Origin of the sequence: Halomonas denitrificans (assembly GCF_003056305.1) — a bacterium.
GTDB lineage: Bacteria > Pseudomonadota > Gammaproteobacteria > Pseudomonadales > Halomonadaceae > Halomonas > Halomonas denitrificans.
On the sequence record NZ_PYVX01000002.1, the window covers coordinates 229841 to 252724 of the forward strand.

The window sequence follows — 22884 nt, forward strand, 5'->3', positions numbered from 1 at the left end:
GCGGCATGCAGCGGCCCTGTTCGGCGTAGTGGGGCGACATGGATTCCTTCTCTATCGATGACGTCGGCGACGGACAGTCGAAAGTGCCGGTGATCCAGTCTGCGGTGAAGCGAGACCAGTCGGTCACGGGGAGTGACCGCCTCGGGGCGTTGTCGATGTTTTCACCCGAGGCGCCAATACCCTACTGGCATGACAGCAAGATGTCCAATCGTCTTCGAGATGGCGGGGAACTGCCGTCAGCGTCTCGAAAAATAAGCAATCGCTCAGTCGCGGCCCGGGTCGGCGATCAGCGCGTCGAGGCCGTGTAGCTGCCCCACAGCACCAGCCCGGCGGCCAGCGGCAGGCGCCAGTCCGGCGAGGTGACCCCGGCGATCACCAGGAAGAGGGTCGCCAGCACCGGCACGGCGTGGGCCAGGTTGCCCAGCCGATGCGCCTGGGGATCGCCGAGGGCGCGGTCCCAGGCGAGCATGGCGATGCCGTAGGGCCCCAGGCCCAGGGCGGCAGTGGCCAGCAGTTCCCGCGACGACGGCAGTTCGCTGACGCCCTCCAGCGCCAGGCTGGCGACGCCGGTCATCACGCTGGCGATCAGCAGCAGGTGCGGCATGCGCTCGCCGAAGCGGAAGCCCGGTACCTGGCTTGCCAGTGAGAAGAGCGCCCAGCACAGCGCCGTGGCGAAGGCCAGCAGGTAGCCGCTCCAGGCGCCCGAGACGCCGCCGCTCAGCGCCTGGGGCACCACCAGCAGGGCGGCGCCGGAGAAGGCCAGCAGCGCGCCGCCGACGGTGGCCAGCGGCAGGCGCCGTAGCCTCAGCCAGCGGCTCGCCAGCAGGAAGATCACCGGCCAGGTGTAGGTGATCAGCGCCGCCTCGGCGGGCGGGGCCAGGGAGAAGGCGGCGACGCAGGCGCCCACGGCCCCGGCCATCAGCAGCGCGCCGAGCAGGTTGATCGCCACGCCCTGGGTACGGGAGGGCCCGACCGCGCGGGTGCGCCGCTGGCGGGCCATGGGCAGGGTGCCCAGCGCGCCGGCCAGCAGCGCCATGGCCGAGAGGCGCAGGGGCGGCAGATCGCCGGCGGCGATCATCAGCAGGGGCACCAGCGCCCAGAGGAGGACGGCCAGCGCGGCGGCGCCGGCGCCATGCCATGGAAAACGTGAAACGCCTAGCGTATGACCCAGCATGATCGCAACCTCCTTGCCCAGTGAGTGACGAGGGCATGCTATCCGGTCCATACTCATCACAAAATCGATCGTTATTGATATGAACCATCAAGTTTGGTGATGTTTATGCGCGCCCCGACGCTCGACCTCGGCCTGTTGCGAACCCTGGTGGCGGTGGCCGACACCGGCAGCGTGACCGCCGCCGCGCGACGCCTCTCCTACACCCAGTCCACCGTCAGCATGCAGCTGCAGCGCCTGGAGAGCGCGCTGGACGTGACCCTGCACGAGCGAGAAGGGCGGCGGCTGCGCTTCACCGCCGAGGGGGAGCGGCTGCTCGGCCATGCCAGGAAGCTGCTACTGCTCAACGACGAGGCGCTCGCCGACATGCGCATGCGGCGGGTCACCGGCGAGCTGAACCTGGGCATTCCCGAGGACTACGCCAGCCTGCTGACCTCGGTGTTCTCCTGGTTCCACCAGCTCTATCCCGAGGTGCGCCTGCAGGTGACCTGCGGCACCAGCGCCCACCTGATGGAGCAGGTGCGGGCCGACGAGCTGGACCTGGCGCTGGTGACCCGCCAGCGCCGCTCGCCGGGCGGCGAGTTCATCCGCCGCGAGCCGCTCGCCTGGGCGGTGGGCCTGCAGTACCAGCCCTCGCTGACCGACCCGCTGCCGCTGGGGCTCTACTCCCAGGGCGCCGACCTGTTCCGCGAGGTGGCCGAGCAGTCGCTGGCCGCCGCCGGCCGCGACTGGCGAGTGGCCTACACCAGCCAGTCGATGGTCGGCCTGGGCCCGGTGGTGCAGGCGGGCCTGGCCATCGTGGTGGTGACCCGCAGCATGCTGACCCCGCAGCTGCGCGCCCTGGACGAGTCGAGCGGCCTGCCGGCGCTGCCGGCCGTGGAGCTGGCGCTGCACCGCGCCGCGCGGCGCCCCACCGAACCGGCCCGTCGCCTGGCCGAGCTGATCCGTGAGGAGCTCTCCCTGGGGGAGGGGTGAGGTGGCGGCGGGTCGATAAGCGCAATTCCGAGCGATATACTCGGGTATTCATCCTCCGCTGCCCCGCGGCAGCCGCCGATCGGAGTCGCCATGTTTCCCGAGTTCACCCTGCGCTACGCCCGCCTGCCGGACCGTTTTTTCCTGCGCTTCGACCCCGTGCCGGTGAAAGCGCCGCGGCTGCTGGCCTTCAACCGGCCGCTGGCCGAGGAACTGGGGTTCGATACGGCGGCCTTCGACGAGAAGAGCGCCGCCGAGGTGTTCTCCGGCAACGCCGTGCCGACCGGCGCCGAGCCGCTGGCACAGGCCTATGCGGGCCACCAGTTCGGCCACTTCAACCCGCGCCTGGGCGACGGCCGCGCCGTGCTGCTGGGCGAGGTGACCGACCGCGAGGGGCGACTGCGTGATCTCCAGCTCAAGGGCGCCGGCTGCACGCCCTTCTCCCGCGGGGCCGACGGGCGCGCGCCGCTCGGCCCGGTGCTGCGCGAGTACCTGATCAGTGAGGCGATGCACGTGCTGGGCATTCCCACCACCCGGGCGCTGGCCGCGGTGGCCACCGGCGAGCGGGTCTTTCGGCGGGTGCCCGAGCCGGGTGCCGTGCTGACCCGGGTGGCCTCGAGCCACCTGCGCGTGGGCACCTTCCAGTACTTCGCCGCCCGGGGCGACGAGGAGGCCATTCGCCTGCTGGCGGACCTGGCCATCGAGCGGCACTATCCCGAACTCGCCGCACTGCCCGCGCAGACGCGCTACCTCTCGCTGGTGGAGGCCGTGCAGGCGCGCCAGGCCCGGCTGGTCGCCGGCTGGATGGGGCTCGGGTTCATCCACGGCGTGATGAACACCGACAACACCTCGATCTCCGGCGAGACCATCGACTACGGTCCCTGCGCCTTCATGGAGGCCTTCGACCCCGAGCAGGTGTTCAGCTCCATCGACGAGGGCGGCCGCTACGCCTATCGCAACCAGCCGTGGATTGCCCAGTGGAACCTGGCGCGCTTCGCCGAGACCCTGATTCCGTTGATCGATGACGATGCCGACCGCGCCGTGGAGCGCGCCACCGAGGTGATCCAGGCCTACCCGGCGCAGTACGAGGCCGAGTGGCTGGCGGTGATGCGCAAGAAACTGGGACTGGTCGGCGAGGAGGAGGGCGACCGCGAGCTCGCCGAGGCCTTCCTCGAGGCCCAGAAGGCCGGCCGCGCCGATTTCACCCTGGCCTTCCGTGGCCTGAGCGAGGCGGTGGAAGAGGACGCCCCCGGGCTGCTCGAGCGGTTCGATAGCGGCGAGGCGCTGCGGGAGTGGCTGCCGCGCTGGCGTGCGCGGCTGGCCCGGGAAAACGCGGACCCGACGACGATCGCCGCGCGGCTGCGCGGCACCAACCCGCTCTATATCCCCCGCAACCACCAGGTGGAGGCGGCGCTGGCCGCCGCCGCCGAGGGGGACCTCACGCCCTTCGAGACGCTGGCCGAGGTGCTGGCGACTCCCTTCGAGGCCCAGCCCGGCCGCGAGGCCTACGCCCGGCCGGCACCGGCCGGCGAGGCGGTGTTCCGCACCTTCTGCGGGACCTGAGGGGGCTTCGCGCAAGACGACGGCCGATCGGGCGAGCCGGTCGGCCGTCGTGGCGGACGCGCGACGCTCATGCCTGCCGCGGCGTCATTCGGGCTGAGCCACCATGAGGGGCTCACCGGTCGGACCGATCTGGAAGACCGTGAACTTGACGCCCTCGGCGCTGACGCTGCGCCCGACCATCGGCTGGTTGGGCTCCTCGTACAAGACTTCCCCCGCCGCAACGGTCTGTGGCTCCCTCCCCTCCACCGCGACCTCGAGGGAGCCCTCGGTCACGTGGACGAAGACATGGCCAGGGTGGATATGGCGGTCGGTGACCCAGTCGGGCCCAACATCGTAGTCGACGATATTGACCTCCATGCCGTCGACGCCCTGGAGCTCGGTCTTGATCAGCGGGGTCGAATCGCCGGCTGCCAGCCCCGGAACGCCCAGCGCCACGATGAGGGTCGCGGCGGCACAGGTGGTGGAGAACTGCAGGTTCATGATGGCCTCCCTCCGTCATGGCGACGGTAGGGTGTAGTGGATGAGCGGAATGCATCCAGGCCATGGAGAGAGGCGGGCCTGCACGGGAGGACGGGGAATCCGTCCGGCCATGTCGTGAATCCGTCCCGGGCCCGGCCTGCATTTCGGAGCGACAGCCGTCTGCCGCTCCTTTTTGGCATAGTCCCATCGCGGGAAGCGGTCAAGGCCGCTTCCCGCCGGCCGGCGGCACGAAAAAAAGCCGCGCCGCCCAAGAGGGCTGGCGCGGCTCGGTCGACCGATCGGTGGCGCCGGGCCGCCCGTGGCGGCGGCCCGGGGCGGGGCCTCAGTCGAGGTCGAAGCGGTCGGCGTTCATCACCTTGGTCCAGGCGGCGACGAAGTCCTTCACGAACTTCTCCTCGTTGTCGTCCTGGGCGTACAGCTCGGCGTAGGCGCGCAGGATGGAGTTGGAGCCGAACACCAGGTCGACGCGGGTCGCGGTGAACCGGGTGTCGCCGCTCCGACGATCGACGATGGCGTATTCGTTCTTGCCGGTGGGCTCCCAGCGGTTGCCCATGTCGGTCAGGTTGACGAAGAAGTCGTTGGTCAACTGACCGACGCGGTCGGTGAACACGCCGTGGGCGGTGCCGCCGTGGTTGGTGCCGAGCACCCGCATGCCGCCCAGCAGCACGGTCATCTCCGGCGCGGTCAGGCCCATCAGCTGGGCGCGATCCAGCAGCATCTCCTCCGGCTTGACCACGTACTCCTTCTTCTGCCAGTTGCGGAAGGCGTCGGCCAACGGCTCCAGCGGCTCGAAGGATTCGGCGTCGGTCATCGCCTCGGTGGCGTCGCCGCGGCCCTTGGCGAAGGGCACGTGGACGTCGTGGCCGGCCGCCTTGGCCGCCATCTCGACGCCCAGGTTGCCGCCCAGCACGATGACGTCGGCGATGCTGGCGCCGGTGTCGGCGGAGATCTGCTCGTAGACCTTCAGTACCTTGGCCAGGCGCTCCGGCTCGTTGCCCTCCCAGTGCTTCTGCGGGGCCAGGCGGATGCGCGCCCCGTTGGCGCCGCCGCGCATGTCGGAGCCGCGGAAGGTGCGGGCGCTGTCCCAGGCGGTGCAGATCAGCTCGTTCAGGGAGAGGCCGGCCTCGGCGATCTTCTCCTTGACCACCTCCTCGATGTAGTTGGTCTCGCCCTGGGGCACCGGGTCCTGCCAGATCAGGTCCTCGGCCGGCACGTCCGGGCCGATGTAGCGGGCCTTCGGCCCCATGTCGCGGTGGGTCAGCTTGAACCAGGCGCGGGCGAAGGCGTCCTTGAAGTACTCGGGATCGGCCATGAACTTCTCGCAGATCGCCCGGTACGTGGGATCCATCTTCATCGCCATGTCGGCGTCGGTCATGATCGGGTTATGGCGCTTGGAGGGGTCGGTCGCATCGACCGGCTTGTCCTCCTCCTTGATGTCGACGGGCTCCCACTGGTTGGCGCCGGCGGGGCTCTTCTTGAGCTCCCACTCGTAGCCGAACAGCATGTCGAAGTAGCCCATGTCGAACTGGGTCGGGTTGGAGGTCCAGGCGCCCTCGATGCCCGAGGTCACGGCATTGGCCGCCTTGCCGCCCATGTTCGGGTTCAGCCAGCCGAAGCCCTGGTTCTCGACGTCGGCGCCTTCCGGCTCCGGCCCGAGGGCCTCGGCATCGCCGTTGCCGTGGGTCTTGCCGACGGTGTGGCCACCGGCGGTCAGCGCCGCGGTCTCCTCGTCGTTCATGGCCATGCGGGCGAAGGTGACGCGCACCTGCTCGGCGGTCTTGAGCGGGTCCGGGTTGCCGTTCACCCCTTCCGGGTTCACGTAGATCAGGCCCATCTGCACGGCGGCCAGCGGATTCTCCATGGTCTCCGGCTGGTCGACGTCTTCGTAGCGGTTGTCGGAGGGGGCCAGCCACTCCTTCTCGGCGCCCCAGTAGATGTCCTTCTCGGGGTGCCAGATGTCCTCGCGGCCGAAGGAGAAGCCGAAGGTCTTGAAGCCCATGGATTCATAGGCCACGTTGCCGGCCAGGATGAACAGGTCGGCCCAGCTGACCTTGTTGCCGTACTTCTTCTTGATCGGCCACAGCAGGCGGCGCGCCTTGTCCAGGTTGCCGTTGTCGGGCCAGCTGTTGATCGGGGCGAAGCGCTGGTTGCCTGTGCCGCCGCCGCCGCGGCCGTCGGCCAGGCGGTAGGTGCCCGCGGCGTGCCAGGCCATGCGGATCATCAGGCCACCGTAGTGTCCCCAGTCGGCCGGCCACCACTCCTGGCTTTCGGTCATCAGCGCGTGCATGTCCTTCACGAGGGCGTCGTAGTCGAGGGTCTTGACCGCCTCGCGGTAGTCGAAGTCCTCGCCCATCGGATTGGTCTTGCGATCGTGCTGGTGGAGGATGTCCAGGTTCAGCGCTTCCGGCCACCAGGCGGCCACATCGGCCTTCTCCTGGGTGTTGGAACCGTGCATCACCGGGCACTTGCCTGCTTGTTGATCACCCATGTCGCTCTCCGATCATTGCTGCATTGATGGAACTGTCTGGTAGTCATAGACGACGTCGGCCCCTCGGGACAATGTCTTCCGTCGTCCTCTTCCGCTGAGGGACGTCGTCATGCCGAAGCATGGCAGCGGACGTCGCTACCTTTGACTACACCCTACGCCGCGATGATTCATAGGCCCAAGTGCCATTTCCGACCATCCCGATAGTTATTTCATATCGGTAATCGTGCATGCAGGGCGCCGCCTAGGGGGCGGAGGGCAGCACCAGCGTTCGACTCTCGCCCATCAGGAAGGCGCGGTTGGCGTCCAGGGCCTCGCGCAGGAAGTCCCACAGCAGGCGTACCCGGGCCAGGCGGCGCTGCTCCTGGCGGGCGGTGATCCAGAAGTGGCGCACGATCTCCACGTCGTCATCCAGCACGTTGGAAAGGGTCTCCGAGGTGCTCGCCATGAAGCAGGGCAGCACGGCGAGCCCGGCGCCCTGCAGGCAGGCGGCGTGCTGGGTGGTCACGCTGGTGCTGCGCATGGCGAAGTGCGGGCCGGGATGGCCGACCACCGCCGGGTCGAGCAGCGGCTCGAGGTAGCTGAGCTGCTCGCTGAAGATCAGGTCGTCGACGTAGCCGATCAGCCGATGCGCGCCCAGCTCGGCGAGCCGTGCCGGGGTGCCGTGGCGGGCCAGATAGCCCTGGCTGCCGTAGAGGCGCAGCCGGTAGTCGCAGAGCCGCGAGATGACGAGCCCCGGGCTCACCGGGCGCTCCACGGTGATCGCCAGGTCCGCCTCGTGGCGGCTCAGGTTGACCACCCGGGGCAGGGCCAGCAGGTCGAGGGTCACGCCCGGATGGCGCTCGCAGAAGGCCGAGAGCAGCGGGGCGATCACCCAGGTGCCGAAGCCCTCGGTCACCCCGAGGCGGATCTGGCCGCTGATCTGGTGGTTCTTGTCGGTGAGGCTCTCGCCCGCCTCGAAGGCGTGGCGCGCCATCTCCTCGGCGTGGGCGAGCAGCTGCTGGCCGGCCTCGGTGAGGTGGTAGCCGTGGGTGCTACGCTCGAAGAGCTGGGTGTTGAGCGCCTGCTCGAAGCGCCGCGTGCGCCGCGACAGGGTGGAGTGGTCCAGCCCCAGCCGCCGGGCGGCGTCGGTGAGCCGCTCGCTGCGGGCCACCTCGAGGAAGATCTGGATGTCCTGCCAGTCCAGCATGAAGCCGTCTCCTGCCGCGTTTGGTTGTGCATGGATGCACAAGCAATGTGCCCGAGTGCGCGTTGTCAGGCCATCCGACCTCTGTATAGACTCGAGTAACCCAGGCTTCGTGCCGGTATGCACACGATCTCGAGCACAGCCTCAACGACACCATCGAACACGATCTCCCACAATCACAACACGCCAGGAGCACGATCATGTCCGTTCGCGAAACCCCGATGTACATCGACGGTCAGCCCGTCCAGTCCCAGAGCCAGGAGTGGCGCGACGTGGTCAACCCGGCCACCCAGGAGGTGGTCGCACGGGTGCCGTTCTGCACCGCCGAGGAGGTCGAGCGGGCCGTGGCCAGTGCCAAGGAGGCCTTCAAGACCTGGCGCAAGGTGCCGCTGGGCAAGCGCATGCGCATCATGCTCAAGTTCCAGGCGCTGATTCGCGAGAACACCGACGAGCTGGCCGCGCTGATCAGCGAGGAGCACGGCAAGACCTTGCCGGACGCGGTCGGCGAGGTGGGACGCGGCCTGGAGGTGGTGGAGCACGCCTGCTCGATCACGTCCCTGCAGCTCGGCGAACTGGCCGAGAACGCTGCCAACGAGGTGGACGTCTACAGCCTCAACCAGCCGCTGGGCGTGGGCGCCGGCATCACCGCCTTCAACTTCCCGATCATGCTGCCCTGCTTCATGTTCCCGCTGGCCATCGCCACGGGTAACACCTTCGTGCTCAAGCCCTCCGAGCAGGACCCGACCTCGACCATGCGCCTGGTCGAGCTGGCCCACGAGGCGGGCGTACCGGCCGGCGTGCTCAACGTGGTGCACGGCGGCCCGGACGTGGCCAACCAGATCGCCGATCACGCCGACATCAAGGCGCTCTCCTTCATCGGCTCCACCCACGTCGGCTCGCTGCTCTACGATCGCGCTGCCGCCGCCGGCAAGCGCATGCAGGCGATGATGGGCGCCAAGAACCACTGCGTGGTGATGCCGGACGCCAACCGCAGCCAGGCGATCAACAACCTGCTGGGCTCCGCCTTCGGCGCCGCCGGGCAGCGCTGCATGGCCAACTCCGTGGTGGTGCTGGTGGGCGAGGCCCGCGAGTGGCTGGACGACATCGTCGAGGGTGCGCGCAACATGAAGGTCGGCCCCGGCACCCAGCAGGACGCTGACCTCGGCCCGCTGGTCTCGCCCCAGGCCAAGGAGCGGGTCGAGCGCCTGATCGCCACTGGCGAGCAGGAAGGCGCCAAGCTGCTGGTCGACGGCCGCGGCTGCCAGGTCGAGGGCTACCCGAACGGCAACTTCGTCGGCCCGACCCTGTTCAGCGACGTGACCCCGGAGATGACCATCTACCGCGAGGAGATCTTCGGCCCGGTGCTCTGCGTGGTCAGTGTCGAGACCCTCGACGAGGCGATCGCCTTCGTCAACGCCAACCCCAACGGCAACGGCACCTCGATCTTCACCAACTCCGGCTGGGTGGCGCGGCGCTTCGAGAGCGACATCGACGTCGGCCAGGTGGGCATCAACGTGCCGATCCCGGTGCCGGTCGCCTACTTCAGCTTCACCGGCTCGCGGGGCTCCAAGCTCGGCGACCTGGGTCCCAACGGCAAGCAGGCCATCGCCTTCTGGACCCAGACCAAGACGGTCACCGCGCGCTGGTTCGAGCCGGAGAACGTCTCCAGCGGCATCAACAGCACCATCTCGCTGAGCTGATTTTTCTCATCCCTTGAGCATCGGCGGCCCCGTCTCGCAAGAGGCGGGGCCGCTCTCGTTGTGGCCGGCATCCTCTCCGGAGCGCCGCTTCTTCGACGCCGGCATGGCAATCTCGGCCGCCGAAGCGGTCTGTCGAAACGCTGCTATGTTGGTAGTTGCCGGTTTCGTCTCCCACCGCCGAGGACGTTCAGTCAGGGCCCATGGAGCGCGCCGACACCTCTTCGCATGGGCCACTCCATGGTCATGCGTGTGAAGAGGGTAACGCCCCGGGGGCAGGCGTGATGGTCCCCTTGATCCCGCTCAAGGAGACCTTCATGCGCTGGACGATGCTGACCTCGACGTCGCTTGCCACCCTGCTGACCCTGGCGGCGATGCCAGCCGCTGCCCAGGTCACGACGGATGCCGGCACCATCGATCCGGAAAGGATCGAGCGGTTCTTCAACCAGCCGGGCTACTCGCCCTATGCGGGGCGCAATTTCCCGATGCGGCCACTGTGGGGCGAGCAGCACCTGCACACCTCATGGTCGCCGGATGCCTTCGGGGGAGGCACACGCGTCGGGCCCGACGAGGCGCTGCGTTTCGCCAAGGGGGAGGAGATCACCTCCAGCACCGGGCAGCCGGTCAGACTCTCCCGCCCCTATGACTGGATGGTGGTCGCCGACCACTCCGATGCCATGGGGGTGATCGCCAACGTCTATGCCGGCGATCCGGCGCTGCTGGCCGATCCCGTGCTCAAGCGATGGCACGACGACATGAATGCAGGCGGCGAGGCCGCCACGGCCGTGGTCATGGAGATGATCACGCTGCAGGGAGAGGGCACCCTGCCCGAGGCCATGACCGACAAGGACACCCAGTTCGATATCTGGCGCAACATGACGGAGATCGTCGAGAGCCATGACGAACCGGGCACCTTCTCGGCGATGATCGGCTACGAGTGGACCTCGAATTACGGCGGCGGCAACAACCTCCACCGCAACGTCATTTATCGCGACGGCAAGGCCCTGGCCGACCGGGTACGGCCGCTGACCACTTTCGATACCGAGATCCCCAACGAGCTCTGGGACTGGATGGCGAACTTCGAGGAGGAGACCGGCGGGCGAGTACTGGCGATTCCCCACAACGGCAACCTCTCCAACGGCCTGATGTTCGCGACCGAGACGCCGGACGGCGAGCCGATCGACGCCGAGTGGGCGGCGGCGCGCCAGCGCTGGGAACCACTCTACGAGGTCACCCAGGGCAAGGGCACCTCCGAACAGCATCCGAGCCTGGCACCCGCCGACGAGTTCGCGGACTTCGAGATCTGGGACAAGGGCAACCTCAACGTCGTGCCGAAAGAGCCCGGCATGCTCGAGTACGAGTATGCCCGCGAGGCCCTCAAGCGTGGCCTCAAGCTCGAGGAGGAGTTCGGCACCAACCCGTTCAAGTTCGGACTGATCGGCTCGACCGACGCGCATACCGGCATCTCCTCGGCGGAGGAGAACAACTTCTTCGGCAAGTTTCCGGCCAGCGAGCCCGGGGCGGAGCGCTCGACGGGCAACGCCTTCGACTTCGACGGGCGCACCGTCAAGGACTGGAAACTGGGGGCGTCGGGCCTGACCGCCGTCTGGGCGACGGAGAACACCCGCGCCGCGATCTGGGACGCCATGAAACGCAAGGAGGTCTACGGCACCACCGGCACGCGGATGTTCGTGCGCTTCTACGGCGGCTGGGAGTTCGTGGCCGAGGACGCCCAGGGACGAAACCCCGCGGCCATCGGCTATGGCAAGGGGGTTCCCATGGGCGGCGACCTGCCCCCTGCGCCGGAAGGCGCCGAGGCGCCGAGCTTCCTGGTCGCGGCGCTCAAGGACCCGCTCTCCGGCAATCTCGACCGCATCCAGATCGTCAAGGGCTGGCTCGATGCCGAGGGCGAGACGCAGGAGCACGTCTACGACGTGGCCTGGTCCGGTGATCGCGCACCGGGCGATGACGGCAAGGTCCCCCCTATCGGCAGCACGGTGGACGTGGAGAACGCCACCTGGACCAACACCATCGGGGCCTCCGAACTGATCACCGTGTGGCAGGACCCCGACTTCGATCCGGCGCACAAGGCCTTCTACTACGCCCGGGTCATCGAGATCCCGACGCCGCGCTGGACCGCCTTCGATGCGGCCTATTTCGAGGAGGCCGACTTCGCCGACGAGGTGCCCATGACCGTCACCGAACGCGCCTATACCTCGCCGATCTGGTACACGCCCCAAACCGGGTCTGACGACGTTTAGGACAGACTCCATATCAGCATACGCCGCGAGCCACGCCGCCGTGCGTCGCGGAAGGAGAATCACATGCGTGTCTTGAGAGCTACCGCCGCCCTTGCCACCCTTCTGACCGTGCCGGCCATGGCGCAGGAGTACCACGCCCATACTCACCCCGTAGAGCGGGATGACATCCAGTACTCGCCCTATCCGAAAGAGACATTTCCCAACAACGTCTACTTCGGCGATACCCATCTGCACACTTCTTACTCGACGGATGCGGGCATGGTCGGCAACACACTCGGGCCGGAAGAGGCATACCGGTTCGCGCGCGGCGAGACGGTGACTTCCAGCACCGGCCTCGAGGCACGGCTGAGCCGGCCACTCGATTTCCTCGTGATCGCCGATCACTCCGAAAATCTCGGGCTCGCACCGGCCATCGAGGAGTCGAACGCGGAACTTCTTGAGAACGAGTGGGGCAAGGAGCAGCACGACCTGGTCAAGTCCGGTCAGGAGGGAGCGCTCGAGGCCTATGAAAACTGGATGGCGAAGAACGCTGCCCAAGACGATCCGCTGGCCGAGATGACAGAGCTTAAGGCCGAAATGTGGCACAACCTCACCGCGGCCGCCGAACACTTTAACGAGCCGGGCCTTTTCACCGCGCTGATTGGCTACGAGTGGACCTCGATGCCGAACGGCAATAACCTGCACCGCAATGTCATCTTCCGCGACGGCAAGGAGGAGGCTGATCAGATCGTTCCGTTCTCCCAATACGACAGCTTCGATGCCGAGGACCTGTGGGACTGGATGCAGATGTACGAGGAGAAGACCGGCGGGCAGGTCCTGGCCATCCCGCACAACGGTAACCTCTCGAACGGCCTGATGTTCGACGATGTCACCTTTTCGGGCGATCCGCTGACCGAGGCGTACGCCGAGCGCCGCCAGCGGTGGGAACCCGTCTACGAGGTCACCCAGATGAAAGGCGACGGCGAGGCGCACCCAATGCTCTCGCCCAACGACGAGTTTGCGGATTTCTCGACCTGGGACCTGGCCAGCTTCGGCCCCGAGCCCAAGTCCGATGACATGATCCCCCGCGAATACGCCCGTGAAGCACTGAAACGCGGTTTGGCCCACGCGGCCGACTTGGGCACCAACCCGTTCAAGTTCGGCATGGTTGGGTCGACCGACGCGCATACCTCGCTCGCTTCCACCGAAGAGGACAATTACTTCGGCAAGGTCGTCCTCCTCGAACCGTCACCGGACCCGATCCGCTTCGAGGAGGTGATTGCGGGCCGGCCGGCGCCTGAGGGCCACCAGATCTATGCGCGGCAGATCAGTGCGGCCGGCCTTGCTGCCGTGTGGTCGCGCGAGAACACCCGCGAGGCGATCTGGGACGCTTTCAAGCGCAAGGAGGTCTTCGCGACCACCGGCACCCGGATGCGGGTGCGCGTCTTTGCCGGCTGGAACTTCGCCGAGGATGATTTGGACCGCAGTGACTTCGCCGCCTATGCGTATGAGAACGGCGTGCCGATGGGCGGAGATCTCACCGCCTCGGCTCACAGCGAGGCGCCCAGACTGCTCGTGCGCGCGCTGCGTGATCCGGACGGCGCCAATCTCGACCGCGTCCAGCTCATCAAGGGCTGGGTCGATGTCAATGGCGAGACGCAGGAGAAGGTCTACGACATTGCCTGGTCTGGCGACCGGGCAATAGGGGACGACGGAAAGGTACCGGCGGTGGGCAACACGGTGGATGTGGAGGATGCGAGCTACGACAACTCGATCGGGGCGCCATTCCTCCAGGCCTTTTGGGTCGATCCCGAGTTCGAGCCGTCACAGCGCGCCTTCTACTACGTTCGGGTCCTGGAAATCCCGACGCCGCGTTGGACCACCTATGACGCCAAGATTTTCGGTGTCGATCTGCCTGAGGACGTGCCGCCATCGATCCAGGAGCGCGCCTACACCTCACCCATCTGGTACACGCCGTAAGGCTTACGAGGAGCAACGATGAGCATGAGCAACGGAATCACGTCAGGAATCGGCGGCTGGGTCGTCGGCGTTGGTGCCCTGCTGCTGGCAGGGTGCAGCGCCCAGATGACCTCGGGGGAGGAGGCGATGCAGCAGCCGGACAACTCGCTGATGCAGGTCATCCGCGGCGAGGTGTGGTACCGGGAGCGCATGGCGCTGCCGCCGGGCGCCGAGGTGGTGGTGACACTCGAGGATCAGTCACGCGCGGATGCACCGGCCACCGTGCTTACCGACTACACCCATACCGTCGACGGCGGCCAGCCGCCCTATCCGTTCCGGTTGGTGTATAACCCTGATGCCATCGATGACCGCATGACCTATGGGCTGCGGGCGCGGATCGTTCATGAGGGCGAGTTGCTATTCACCAGCACGGAGCATATCGATCCCTTCGCGGGCGCGCCCGGTGACCCCGTGCGCATCCGGGTCTCGCGGCAGTGACCGAGGCTCTGGAAGTGCCCGGCTTGCCCTGGGGGGCGATCGCACCGGGTGGATGACGGTGCGGGATAGGGATCCGTGCCCGTCCCTCGCCGGGCCGGGCACGCGTTGAGGGACGGCATGCCATCGGAGGCAACGACCATGGGAATACTGCAACGGCTGACGGCCGCCTGTTGCTTGGCGCTCACCGCAACGGGGACGACCCAGGCCCAGGAGGATGACCTGGGCACGGCGGCCAACGATCCGACGGCCTCCGTCACGGCCTTCCAGCTGCAGGACTTCTACACCTACCGCTACCACAACCGCTCCGACGAGGAGGGCAACCGCCTGCAGTTCCGCGCCGCGATTCCGTTCTCCGCGGGGGGCATGAACCACATCTTCCGGGTGACGCTGCCCTACGTGACCGACGCCCCCGGCGGCGCCGACGGCTGGTCCGATACCACCCTGTTCAACCTGGTCACCTTCGATCGGCCCTGGGGGCGGTTCGGGCTCGGTGGTGTGGCGCTGCTGCCGACCGGCGAGGGCGACCTGAGCGCCGAGCAGTGGGGCCTCGGGCCGGCGGCCGGCTTCGTGGCCAACCAGCCCTGGGGCATCTGGGGACTGTTCAACCAGAACGTGTTCACGGTGGCGGGAGATGACGACTACCGCGACGTGAACATCTCGATCCTCCAGCCGATCGTGAACTACAACCTCGGCAACGGCTGGTCGGCAGGCGCTTCCGACATGTCGATCACCTACGACTGGGAGCAAGAGGACTGGGTGAGCCTGCCGCTGGGCGTGGCCGTGAACAAGCTCGTGACCCTCGGCGGTTTTCCGGTGCAGTTCACGACCAGCTACGAGCACAATTTCCATGATGAGGGCATCAGCCCGTCAGACACGTTCAATGTCACTGCCAAGCTGCTGCTCCCGAGGTAGCGGGCGGCCGAACGGGTGAAGCGCCATGTTCGGCGACCGACTTGACCGACGGAGAGAAGCGGCCCCTTGCGGCTCGCACACTTAAGCCGCGCATGACCCAAGGAGGGAAGGCCCCATGACCCTGCGCATGATACTGCTCTCGCCGCTCGTCCATTTCTTCCTGCTGGGGGGGCTGATCTTCGGGTCCTATGCGCTCGTCGAGGATGAGCCAGAAAGGCCCGCCGTGACGGCCGAGGCGATCACCCTGACGCCGCAGCAGGCCGCGCGGCTGGCCGAGCAGTTCGCGGCGACCTGGAACCGGCCGCCAAGCGTCGAGGAGCTGGAAGGGCTGATGCGCGCCTGGGTACTGGAAGAGGCTCATGTGCGCGAGGCCCGGGCGCTCGGCCTGGATCGGGGCGATGCAGTGATCCGGCAGCGGTTGAACCTCAAGATGCAGTTCCTGGCGGAATCCGGGGCCGCCGCGCTGGCGCCGGACGACGCGACCCTCCAGGCGTATCTCGACGACCACCGGGACGACTTCCTGCGGCCCGCGCGGGTGGCCTTCGAGCAGGTCCAGCTGCCGCCGGGGCAGGGCGACGAGGCGCGCGCGATTCGCGCCGCGCTGGAGAGCGATGCGGCTCCTTCATCGCTGGGCACGCCGAGCCTGCTGCCGACCTCGCTTGCGATGACGCCGGCGCCCGCCGTCGATCGTCTCTTCGGCCAGGGGTTTCATGCCGCCCTGGCCGAGGCGCCCCGGGGGCGCTGGCATGGCCCGGTCGAGAGCGCCTACGGCCGGCACCTGGTGCGGGTGACCGGTCGCGCCGAGGCCGTGTTGCCGCCGCTTGGTGAGATCCGGGCGCGCGTCGAGGGCGAATGGCGTGCGGCGCAAACCAGGGAGATGCGTGAGAGCTTCGCGCAGGCGCTGCTCGAACGCTACGCCGTCACCACTCCCGAGGCGGCAGAGGTGCTGGCACCATGAGACGTCTCCTGCTGGCCCTGCTGATGGTCGTCACGACCTCGCTGCCGACCCTGGTATCCGCCCATGCCCTCGACCCCGGCTACCTGAACCTCGCGTCCCTCGACCAGGACCGCTGGCGGGTGACCTGGCGGGTGCCGGACGTGAGCGGTCGCCCGATGCCCATCGCGGCTCGCCTGCCCGAGTCCTGTTCCTACGAGCCGCCGCCACCGATCTTCGACGGACGCGCCTGGACGAGTGCCTGGGTGGCCCACTGCACCAACGGGCTGGCCGGCGGCAGGATCGAGATCGCGGGGCTGGAGCGGACCCGGACCGATGTGCTGGTGCGTTACGAGCTGGAGCCGGGCGACACGCGGGTCCAGCGCCTGACCGCCGCCGAGACCGCCTTCACCGTGTCCGGGCAGGCCGGGGTCACGGAGATCCTCGGCAGCTATATCGGCCTCGGGGTGACGCACATTCTCGAGGGCATCGACCACCTGCTGTTCGTCTTCGCCCTGCTGCTGCTGATCCGCGATCGCAGGCGCCTGTTCTGGGCGGTCACGGCCTTCACCCTGGCCCACAGCATCACCCTGGTGGCCGCCACCCTGGGCTGGCTGAGTCTGCCGTCACCGCCGGTCGAGGCCCTGATCGCGCTGTCCATCGTGTTCCTGGCCTATGAGCTCACCCTCCCGCCCGAGGCGCGCGATCCGCTGGCCCAGCGCTTTCCCTGGATCGTGGCCTTCGCCTTCGGCCTGATCCACGGGCTGGGGTTCGCCGGGGCGCTGCGCGACATCGGCCTGCCGGAGGGCGATATTCCGCTGGCGCTCTTCGCCTTCAACATCGGGGTCGAGCTGGGGCAGCTCCTGTTCATCGGCGTCCTGCTGGGCATCGGTGTCGCGGTGCGACGCCTCTATCCCGCGATCAAGCAGCAGGCAACATGGCTGATGCGCGGTTCGAGCTACGCCATCGGCAGCCTGGCCGCCTTCTGGGTCATCGAGCGCATCGCCTCCTTCTGAGTGGACATGACACGCCCCCCTCTCGAGAGAGAGGGGGGCGTGTCATGTCACAAGGACCGATGATTCGATCGTCGCCGGGTCAGGCCGGCGCGATATTGTGATTCAGATGGAAGAGGTTCTGCGGATCATACTGGGCCTTGATCCTGGCCAGCCGCTGGTAGTTCTCCTGCCCGAAACCGGCGATGACCCGCTCCCTGCCCTCGTCGCCGATGAAGTTGAGGTAGACGTTGCCGCTGGCCCAGGGGCGCAGGTCCTCACGCAGTCGGCGCGTCCACTGCCGGCCGCGCTCGTCATCGGCCGGGTTCTCCCACAGGCCGAAGGGGTGCACGACCCAGGGAGCGTGGCGCCAGGAAATCGGAACGTCGGTGGGCCCTTTCGCCACGGCACCTCCCTGGGGAAACAGCACATGCTGGGAGGGGGAGGGCACGATCATGTCGCCTGCCCGCTCACAGAACCGCTCGATTGCCTCGTCGGGGAAGGCCTTGAGGTATTCGGCCGACCAGTAATTGCGATACCCGGGTGGGTCATCGAGCATGCACTGCAGATCGGCATAGGGCATCTCGGCGATCATTTCGCCCTCGTGGCCGAGCGCGAGCAGCGGGGCGGCGACATCACGGGCCTCGGCTTCCGGCCCGGCATAGGCGACCAGGATGACGAACGCGAGGTGGTCGACCAGGTGCCCGGGAACGAAGTCTTCCGGCGGGGCCGTGATGTAGAGGGCGCCACCGCCCACCTCGTCCGGTGCCGTCTCCAGATAGTCGCGATAGACACGCAGGACCTCCGGCGCCTTCGCGGGTGACCACAGCAGCAACAGGGCGGTGACGCCGGCCAGTTCGTGGAGCCGGAAGGTCAGCGAGGTGGCCACGCCGAAATTGCCGCCACCACCGTGCAGCGCCCAGAACAGGTCAGGGTTCTCCCGCTCGCTGGCGCACACGACGTTGCCGTCGGCGGTCACCAGCTCGGCGGCGAGCAGGTTGTCGCAGGCCAGGCCGAACTTGCGCGCCAGCCAGCCATCGCCCCCGCCCAGGGTGAAGCCGCCGACGCCGGTGGTCGATACCCGACCGCCCGTCGTGGCCAGGTCATGGGGTTGGGTGGCGCGGTCCAGGTGGCTCATCGTCGCTCCGCCGGCGACCGTGGCCGTCCGCGCGTCGGGATCGACGGACACGCCATTCATGCGTCGCAGGTCGATCACCAGACCGCCTTCCGTCAGGGCCTTGCCGGCGACGCCATGCCCCCCGCCTCGAACGGAGATCTCCAGCCCCGCTCGAGCGCCGAAGTTCACGGCGCCGACCACGTCGTCCACATCGGCGCACTGGGCGATGAGCCCGGGACGGCGTTCGATCATCGCGTTGAAGAGCCGGCGGGCCTCGTCGAAGCCCGTGTCCTCGGGGAGCAGGATCTCCCCGGAAAAATCCTTGCGTAACTCCTGCAGTGCCAAAGAATCGATATGCGTTGTCATGACACCCTCCTCGGGAGGGCAAGACGCAGGGGACTCGACACCTGTGCCTTGCCATACCCCGCCTGGCGTCATGTGCCATCGCCCCCGGGTCGGTCCGACGCCAGGCAGTCGGCGCCGACCCTCTGGTCCGGATCAGGACCCGGCCTTGCCGCCTGGAGCCTGGAAATCACCAGTGAGCTGACGAGTCACAGGGCACTGATCCGCTCCTGTCGACAACCGTTGATCGAGGACCTGTCTCGGGGAACAGGGTCTGACTTCAGTATAGCGCCCGGCGATGAGACTCACGGTCGGGAACGTGACCGGCCCCGCCCTGTCCCCGGCCGTTCCTTCATCTGCCGATCGTCTCCATAGGCACATTTCTTCTCCCCGATGCCGGTAAGATCTTGTTCGTACCGAACGGTACATTCATGCCTTGAGGAGAGTCGTCCGTGTCGCAGGTCGTCCCCATGCCTCACTGTTCGAATCCGGCAGCATCGCCGGCCAGTGGCTGGCCAATCGCCTGGTGCTGGCACCCATGGCGCGCACCAGCGCCGAGTCCGACGGACGCGCGACGCCGCGCATGCGTGATAACTATCGGGACTTCACCCGTGGCGGCTTCAGCATGCTGAACGCCAATGGATCCCCGGGCGATCCGGCCAGGGCCGAATGACCCGGATGAAGAGCCGCGTCACTCCCGCTCGGGAGTGAAAGCCAAGCCGTCATGAAAAAACGTCCCGTCCTTGTGTTCTCGCATGGTGGAGGTATGGGCGAAGGCGTACCCTTCATCTGTTATTGCTTGAATACCGGGATCGGGAGGCATCGAGATGTTCGAGGTGAAACTGGATGATGAAGAAGGGCGAATCCGGGCGCTGGAGCGCCTCGAGATCCTTGATACCGATGAAGATTCGGCCTTCGAGAATGTCGCCACTCTCGTTCGTCAGGTCTTCAGGATGCCGATGAGCGGAGTGTCGCTGATCGATCGCCGTCGACACTGGTTCAAGGCCAGGCGGGGCATCGGCGAGCAGGAGTTCGCGCGCGAGCTCTCCTTCTGCTCCAGGACCATCGACCAGTCCAGCGCGTTGCTGATTTCCGACGCCCGCACGGATTCGCTCTATGCCGACCATCCCTTCGTGGTGGGAGAGCCCAATATCGTCTCCTACGCCGGCGTCCCGCTCACCACGCCGGATGGATACAACATCGGGAGCCTGTGCGTGATGGGCACGTCACCACGGGACTTCACGCCCGACGAGGTGGATATCCTTTCCAGTTTCGCCAGGATCCTGATCGACAGCATCGAACTGCGCCAGACGGCATCCTCGGACGTCCTGACCGGGACCATGAACCGGCGTGCCTGGATGATGCGGGCGAAATCGGAATTGCGACGCGCGGCCCGGTACGGGCACCCGGCGTCCCTCGCCATCCTGGACATCGACAAGTTCAAGTCGGTCAACGATGCCTGGGGGCATCCGGCCGGGGATATAGTGATCGCCGCTCTCGCCAACCTGACGATGGACATGGTGCGCGACTCCGACCTGTTTGGCCGGTTGGGCGGGGAGGAGTTCGCGCTGTTGATGCCGGAAACGTCGCAGGAGCAAGCGGCGATACTGGCCGAACGGCTCCGTTCGAGCTTCGAGCACCTACCGCTCGACATCAAGAAGGGGGCCCCGATCGCCTGCACCGTCAGCATCGGTGTCACGACCGTCGGCGGGGAAGACGACACGCTCGAGGAGATGCTGGAACGCGCCGATCAGGCGCTCTACCGCGCCAAGAGGGACGGGCGAAACCGGGTGGTGTTCTCCGACGAGTGAGATCGACAATCGGTTCCTGGCGTCTGAGGCCTTCGTTCGCTCATGTCCGTATTTTTTACGCCCCGACACTTAGGTCCTGATGCCGAGTTCCACGCGCGGCAGAAGCGCTATCTCTCAGTGGCCTGAGCAGAGGGGAGGGCTACGCCGAAGGGATCATGGTCAACGTCCAGACGTTGACGTTCACTGCGGGTAGCACAATACCACCACGACAACGACAGGACGCTCCATGCCCGCCCCGATCAGCCGCTTCCCCATCCCCGAATCGATCCACGACCTGCCGGACGACATCCGCGACACCATGCTGGCGGTGCAGGAGAAGGCCGGCTTCGTGCCCAATGTCTTCCTGATGCTGGCCCACCGCCCGGCTGAGTTCCGGGCCTTCTTCGCCTACCACGACGCCCTGATGGAGCGGGAATCCGACACGCTCACCAAGGCCGAGAAGGAGATGATCGTGGTGGCCACCAGCGCCCGCAACCGCTGCCTCTACTGCGTGGTGGCTCACGGTGCCCTGGTGCGCATCTACAGCAAGGACCCGCTGCTCGCCGACCAGGTGGCCGTCAATCACCGCACCGCGCTGATCGGCGAGCGCCACCGCGTGATGCTCGACTTCGCCCTCTACTGCGGCCTGGAGGTGGGGGAGCTCACCGACGAGTGGGAGGCGCGCCTGAAGACAGCCGGCTTCACCCACGACGACATCTGGGACATCGGCGCTATCGCCGCCTTCTTCGGCCTCTCCAACCGGCTGGTGACCCTGACCGGCACCCCGCCCAACGAGGAGTTCTACCTGATGGGGCGGGTGCCGCGGGAGAAGTGAGGCGCCGTGGTTCCCGGGAATGCCTTGGCGTAGGCTAGCGGTATTCAGAAGCCGGAGGGCGCATGGCAGCGGAAAGAAAGGCATGGACGGATCACGAGCGGTTGCTGGCGCTATCGCTCTACTGTCGGCTGACGTTTGGCCAGCTGCACAGCGGACGCCCCGAAGTCGTTGGGTTGGCCGAACGCCTGGGGCGCTCGGCCAGTTCCGTGGCCATGAAGCTCACCAATTATGCGAGTCTCGATCCCGAAGTCTTGGCGCTGGGCAAGAAGGGACTTCCCGGTGCTTCGCAGAAGGATCGTTTGCTCTGGCAGCGCTTCATCGCCGAGCCGGAAACCGTTTCCCGCGAATGCGAGCAGGCCTGGGCGGGGCTCGTCGAAGCGGCAGACGCCGCCGAGAGTGCGTCTTTGACTACCGGTGGCGACACCCTGGGCCGGGACGTGATGAGCCTGCAGAAACGGCGGGTGGGGCAGGCGCTGTTTCGCAAGGCCGTCATGATTCGTTACGACACTCGCTGTGTCATCACGGGGCTTCGTCATGAAGACCTGCTGATCGCTAGCCATATCGTCCCGTGGCATTCGCTTCCCGATTCGCGTCTGGATCCCGCCAACGGACTGTGCCTGAATGCCCTGCACGATCGCGCCTTCGACAAGGGCCTGTTGGCCATCGATGGGCAGGATCGCATTCGCATCGCCCCGGAATTGACCGATGCCGGTGCCAGTGGGCGGCTCCAGCATCAGCTGTGCGACCTCGATGGACAGCCGTTGAATCCATCGGCATCGGCGTTTCCCAACCGCGATTATCTCGCTTGGCACTACCGCGAGTGCTTCCGGCGCTAGGCGTCGTGGCCCGCTTCCAGTAGCTGCAGCACCGGCGTCAGCTGGCTCTCGTGCAGCAGCAGCACGCTGTCGCCGTCCTCATTCTCCTGGGGCGCCACCACGGCGAACTCTCCCTCCTCGAGGTGGAACTCGTGGATCTCGCGCAGTCCCTGGGGCGTCTGGCAGCGGATCGCGCGGTAGGCGTCGTCTTCGCTGTAGGTCAGGCGGTGGTAGACCTTGAAGAAGGTGTAGAGGGTCAGGCCCTGGGTGAAGGCGGGCCAGCGGGCGGGGATGGTGCGAGTCTCTGCGTCGAGGGCCTGGCCCTCGGCCTCGGCGGCGGCGATGGCCCGGGCCAGGGGCTCGGCCAGGAGGCCACTGCCGTCGCAGGGCAGTGGCTCCCCGTGCTCGAAGGCCCGGCGGTAGTCGTCGGCCACGCGGCGCAGCGTCGCCAGGGTGTCCAGCCGATGATCGCTGTGGCAGAGCTCGGCGGGCTCGAAGCTGCCGTTCTGCCAGCCGTGGATGACGCGCAGCACCAGCCGGCCCGCGCGCATCGGCGCAAGGATCAGCGCTTCGCTGGCCACGCGCAGGTGCAGCAGGCGCTCGGTGGCGGCGTTGTCGAAGGCGCTGTAGGGATCGACGAAGATCCCGTGCAGGCGTCCGTGGGCGTGTTCCTTGGCTTCGGTGTAGGGCATCTCGGGGCTCCGGCACGGGTGGTCGTCACGGCGGGGCGACGCGATGATGCCCCTCGATCCTGACTTTATCGGCCGTTTCGGCGCCGGCTTGAGGCGCGATCCCGCGATCCGTTCCCGTCGCTGTGCTTCGACCGGGGCGGGCGCCTGCAACCCGGGACGTTGCCTCCTCGCGCCGGGGCGCCCACCCTGAGAGGGTCCATCCGC

19 protein-coding genes are annotated in these 22884 nt (G+C 67.3%); 13 read left to right on the forward strand and 6 right to left on the reverse strand.

Features of this window, described 5'->3' with window-relative positions; all coding sequences use genetic code 11:
- Positions 1–286: 286 nt before the first annotated feature.
- On the reverse strand, positions 287–1174 hold the full coding sequence (locus C9F13_RS07205; RefSeq protein ID WP_108445564.1) for a DMT family transporter: 888 nt from the start codon (positions 1172–1174) through the stop codon (positions 287–289).
- 105 nt (positions 1175–1279) lie between these two features.
- Here C9F13_RS07205 and C9F13_RS07210 point away from each other — a divergent pair, with 105 nt between their 5' ends.
- Positions 1280–2146 carry a LysR substrate-binding domain-containing protein gene (locus C9F13_RS07210; protein WP_108445565.1) on the forward strand — a complete coding sequence of 289 codons (867 nt, stop codon included), beginning with the start codon at positions 1280–1282 and terminating at the stop codon, positions 2144–2146.
- Positions 2147–2236: 90 nt separating this feature from the next.
- Positions 2237–3706 carry a protein adenylyltransferase SelO gene (locus C9F13_RS07215; RefSeq protein WP_108445566.1) on the forward strand — a complete coding sequence of 490 codons (1470 nt, stop codon included), beginning with the start codon at positions 2237–2239 and terminating at the stop codon, positions 3704–3706.
- 84 nt (positions 3707–3790) lie between these two features.
- Here C9F13_RS07215 and C9F13_RS07220 read toward each other — a convergent pair whose 3' ends face one another.
- The 3 genes from C9F13_RS07220 to C9F13_RS07230 form a co-directional block, all read right to left on the reverse strand.
- Positions 3791–4186: a cupin domain-containing protein gene (locus C9F13_RS07220; protein ID WP_108445567.1), complete on the reverse strand. Its 396-nt coding sequence runs from the start codon at positions 4184–4186 to the stop codon at positions 3791–3793.
- Positions 4187–4508: 322 nt separating this feature from the next.
- Complete coding sequence (katG, locus tag C9F13_RS07225; RefSeq protein WP_108445568.1) at positions 4509–6674, reverse strand: catalase/peroxidase HPI; 2166 nt, start codon at positions 6672–6674, stop codon at positions 4509–4511.
- Between the two features lie 241 nt (positions 6675–6915).
- On the reverse strand, positions 6916–7860 hold the full coding sequence (locus C9F13_RS07230; protein WP_108445569.1) for a LysR family transcriptional regulator: 945 nt from the start codon (positions 7858–7860) through the stop codon (positions 6916–6918).
- 197 nt (positions 7861–8057) lie between these two features.
- Here C9F13_RS07230 and C9F13_RS07235 point away from each other — a divergent pair, with 197 nt between their 5' ends.
- The 7 genes from C9F13_RS07235 (at position 8058) to C9F13_RS07265 (ending at position 17113) form a co-directional block, all read left to right on the forward strand.
- Complete coding sequence (locus C9F13_RS07235) at positions 8058–9557, forward strand: CoA-acylating methylmalonate-semialdehyde dehydrogenase (protein ID WP_108445570.1); 1500 nt, start codon at positions 8058–8060, stop codon at positions 9555–9557.
- A 314-nt stretch (positions 9558–9871) separates the two neighbouring features.
- Entirely contained in the window at positions 9872–11815 is a 1944-nt protein-coding gene (locus C9F13_RS07240) for a DUF3604 domain-containing protein (RefSeq protein ID WP_108445976.1), read from the forward strand.
- 63 nt (positions 11816–11878) lie between these two features.
- Positions 11879–13774 carry a DUF3604 domain-containing protein gene (locus tag C9F13_RS07245; protein ID WP_245888724.1) on the forward strand — a complete coding sequence of 632 codons (1896 nt, stop codon included), beginning with the start codon at positions 11879–11881 and terminating at the stop codon, positions 13772–13774.
- Positions 13775–13792: 18 nt separating this feature from the next.
- A complete protein-coding gene (locus C9F13_RS07250; RefSeq protein WP_211310928.1) occupies positions 13793–14251 on the forward strand; it encodes a YbaY family lipoprotein in 459 nt (152 codons plus the stop codon).
- Between the two features lie 138 nt (positions 14252–14389).
- Positions 14390–15163 carry a hypothetical protein gene (locus tag C9F13_RS07255; RefSeq protein ID WP_211310929.1) on the forward strand — a complete coding sequence of 258 codons (774 nt, stop codon included), beginning with the start codon at positions 14390–14392 and terminating at the stop codon, positions 15161–15163.
- A gap of 115 nt (positions 15164–15278) precedes the next feature.
- Positions 15279–16121: a peptidyl-prolyl cis-trans isomerase gene (locus C9F13_RS07260; RefSeq protein ID WP_108445571.1), complete on the forward strand. Its 843-nt coding sequence runs from the start codon at positions 15279–15281 to the stop codon at positions 16119–16121.
- Positions 16118–17113 carry a HupE/UreJ family protein gene (locus C9F13_RS07265; RefSeq protein ID WP_108445572.1) on the forward strand — a complete coding sequence of 332 codons (996 nt, stop codon included), beginning with the start codon at positions 16118–16120 and terminating at the stop codon, positions 17111–17113. Before C9F13_RS07260 ends, C9F13_RS07265 begins: the two co-directional genes overlap by 4 nt.
- 79 nt (positions 17114–17192) lie before the next feature.
- On the opposite strand, the gene C9F13_RS07270 is transcribed toward C9F13_RS07265, so the two are convergent.
- Entirely contained in the window at positions 17193–18572 is a 1380-nt protein-coding gene (locus C9F13_RS07270) for an FAD-binding oxidoreductase (protein ID WP_108445573.1), read from the reverse strand.
- A gap of 514 nt (positions 18573–19086) precedes the next feature.
- Between C9F13_RS07270 and C9F13_RS17785 the strand changes: the two genes are divergently transcribed.
- From C9F13_RS17785 to C9F13_RS07285, 4 genes are all read left to right on the forward strand, one after another.
- Positions 19087–19221 carry a hypothetical protein gene (locus tag C9F13_RS17785; protein ID WP_281261065.1) on the forward strand — a complete coding sequence of 45 codons (135 nt, stop codon included), beginning with the start codon at positions 19087–19089 and terminating at the stop codon, positions 19219–19221.
- 154 nt (positions 19222–19375) lie between these two features.
- On the forward strand, positions 19376–20359 hold the full coding sequence (locus C9F13_RS07275) for a sensor domain-containing diguanylate cyclase (protein WP_108445574.1): 984 nt from the start codon (positions 19376–19378) through the stop codon (positions 20357–20359).
- A gap of 226 nt (positions 20360–20585) precedes the next feature.
- Positions 20586–21173 carry a peroxidase-related enzyme gene (locus C9F13_RS07280; protein ID WP_108445575.1) on the forward strand — a complete coding sequence of 196 codons (588 nt, stop codon included), beginning with the start codon at positions 20586–20588 and terminating at the stop codon, positions 21171–21173.
- Between the two features lie 62 nt (positions 21174–21235).
- Positions 21236–22009, forward strand: coding sequence for an HNH endonuclease (locus C9F13_RS07285; RefSeq protein ID WP_108445576.1), 774 nt, complete (start codon positions 21236–21238; stop codon positions 22007–22009).
- Here C9F13_RS07285 and C9F13_RS07290 read toward each other — a convergent pair.
- Entirely contained in the window at positions 22006–22680 is a 675-nt protein-coding gene (locus tag C9F13_RS07290) for a hypothetical protein (protein ID WP_108445577.1), read from the reverse strand. The genes C9F13_RS07285 and C9F13_RS07290 overlap by 4 nt on opposite strands.
- Between the last annotated feature and the right edge of the window lie 204 nt (positions 22681–22884).

What these genes read in the sequence shown, in the direction of transcription:
- C9F13_RS07205 (WP_108445564.1), bottom strand. Translation starts at nt 1,174, where the DNA reads ATGCTGGGTCATACGCTAGGCGTTTCACGTTTTCCATGGCATGGCGCC.
- C9F13_RS07210 (WP_108445565.1), top strand. Translation starts at nt 1,280, where the DNA reads ATGCGCGCCCCGACGCTCGACCTCGGCCTGTTGCGAACCCTGGTGGCG.
- C9F13_RS07215 (WP_108445566.1), top strand. Translation starts at nt 2,237, where the DNA reads ATGTTTCCCGAGTTCACCCTGCGCTACGCCCGCCTGCCGGACCGTTTT.
- C9F13_RS07220 (WP_108445567.1), bottom strand. Translation starts at nt 4,186, where the DNA reads ATGAACCTGCAGTTCTCCACCACCTGTGCCGCCGCGACCCTCATCGTG.
- katG (WP_108445568.1), bottom strand. Translation starts at nt 6,674, where the DNA reads ATGGGTGATCAACAAGCAGGCAAGTGCCCGGTGATGCACGGTTCCAAC.
- C9F13_RS07230 (WP_108445569.1), bottom strand. Translation starts at nt 7,860, where the DNA reads ATGCTGGACTGGCAGGACATCCAGATCTTCCTCGAGGTGGCCCGCAGC.
- C9F13_RS07235 (WP_108445570.1), top strand. Translation starts at nt 8,058, where the DNA reads ATGTCCGTTCGCGAAACCCCGATGTACATCGACGGTCAGCCCGTCCAG.
- C9F13_RS07240 (WP_108445976.1), top strand. Translation starts at nt 9,872, where the DNA reads ATGCGCTGGACGATGCTGACCTCGACGTCGCTTGCCACCCTGCTGACC.
- C9F13_RS07245 (WP_245888724.1), top strand. Translation starts at nt 11,879, where the DNA reads ATGCGTGTCTTGAGAGCTACCGCCGCCCTTGCCACCCTTCTGACCGTG.
- C9F13_RS07250 (WP_211310928.1), top strand. Translation starts at nt 13,793, where the DNA reads ATGAGCATGAGCAACGGAATCACGTCAGGAATCGGCGGCTGGGTCGTC.
- C9F13_RS07255 (WP_211310929.1), top strand. Translation starts at nt 14,390, where the DNA reads ATGGGAATACTGCAACGGCTGACGGCCGCCTGTTGCTTGGCGCTCACC.
- C9F13_RS07260 (WP_108445571.1), top strand. Translation starts at nt 15,279, where the DNA reads ATGACCCTGCGCATGATACTGCTCTCGCCGCTCGTCCATTTCTTCCTG.
- C9F13_RS07265 (WP_108445572.1), top strand. Translation starts at nt 16,118, where the DNA reads ATGAGACGTCTCCTGCTGGCCCTGCTGATGGTCGTCACGACCTCGCTG.
- C9F13_RS07270 (WP_108445573.1), bottom strand. Translation starts at nt 18,572, where the DNA reads ATGACAACGCATATCGATTCTTTGGCACTGCAGGAGTTACGCAAGGAT.
- C9F13_RS17785 (WP_281261065.1), top strand. Translation starts at nt 19,087, where the DNA reads ATGGCGCGCACCAGCGCCGAGTCCGACGGACGCGCGACGCCGCGCATG.
- C9F13_RS07275 (WP_108445574.1), top strand. Translation starts at nt 19,376, where the DNA reads ATGTTCGAGGTGAAACTGGATGATGAAGAAGGGCGAATCCGGGCGCTG.
- C9F13_RS07280 (WP_108445575.1), top strand. Translation starts at nt 20,586, where the DNA reads ATGCCCGCCCCGATCAGCCGCTTCCCCATCCCCGAATCGATCCACGAC.
- C9F13_RS07285 (WP_108445576.1), top strand. Translation starts at nt 21,236, where the DNA reads ATGGCAGCGGAAAGAAAGGCATGGACGGATCACGAGCGGTTGCTGGCG.
- C9F13_RS07290 (WP_108445577.1), bottom strand. Translation starts at nt 22,680, where the DNA reads ATGCCCTACACCGAAGCCAAGGAACACGCCCACGGACGCCTGCACGGG.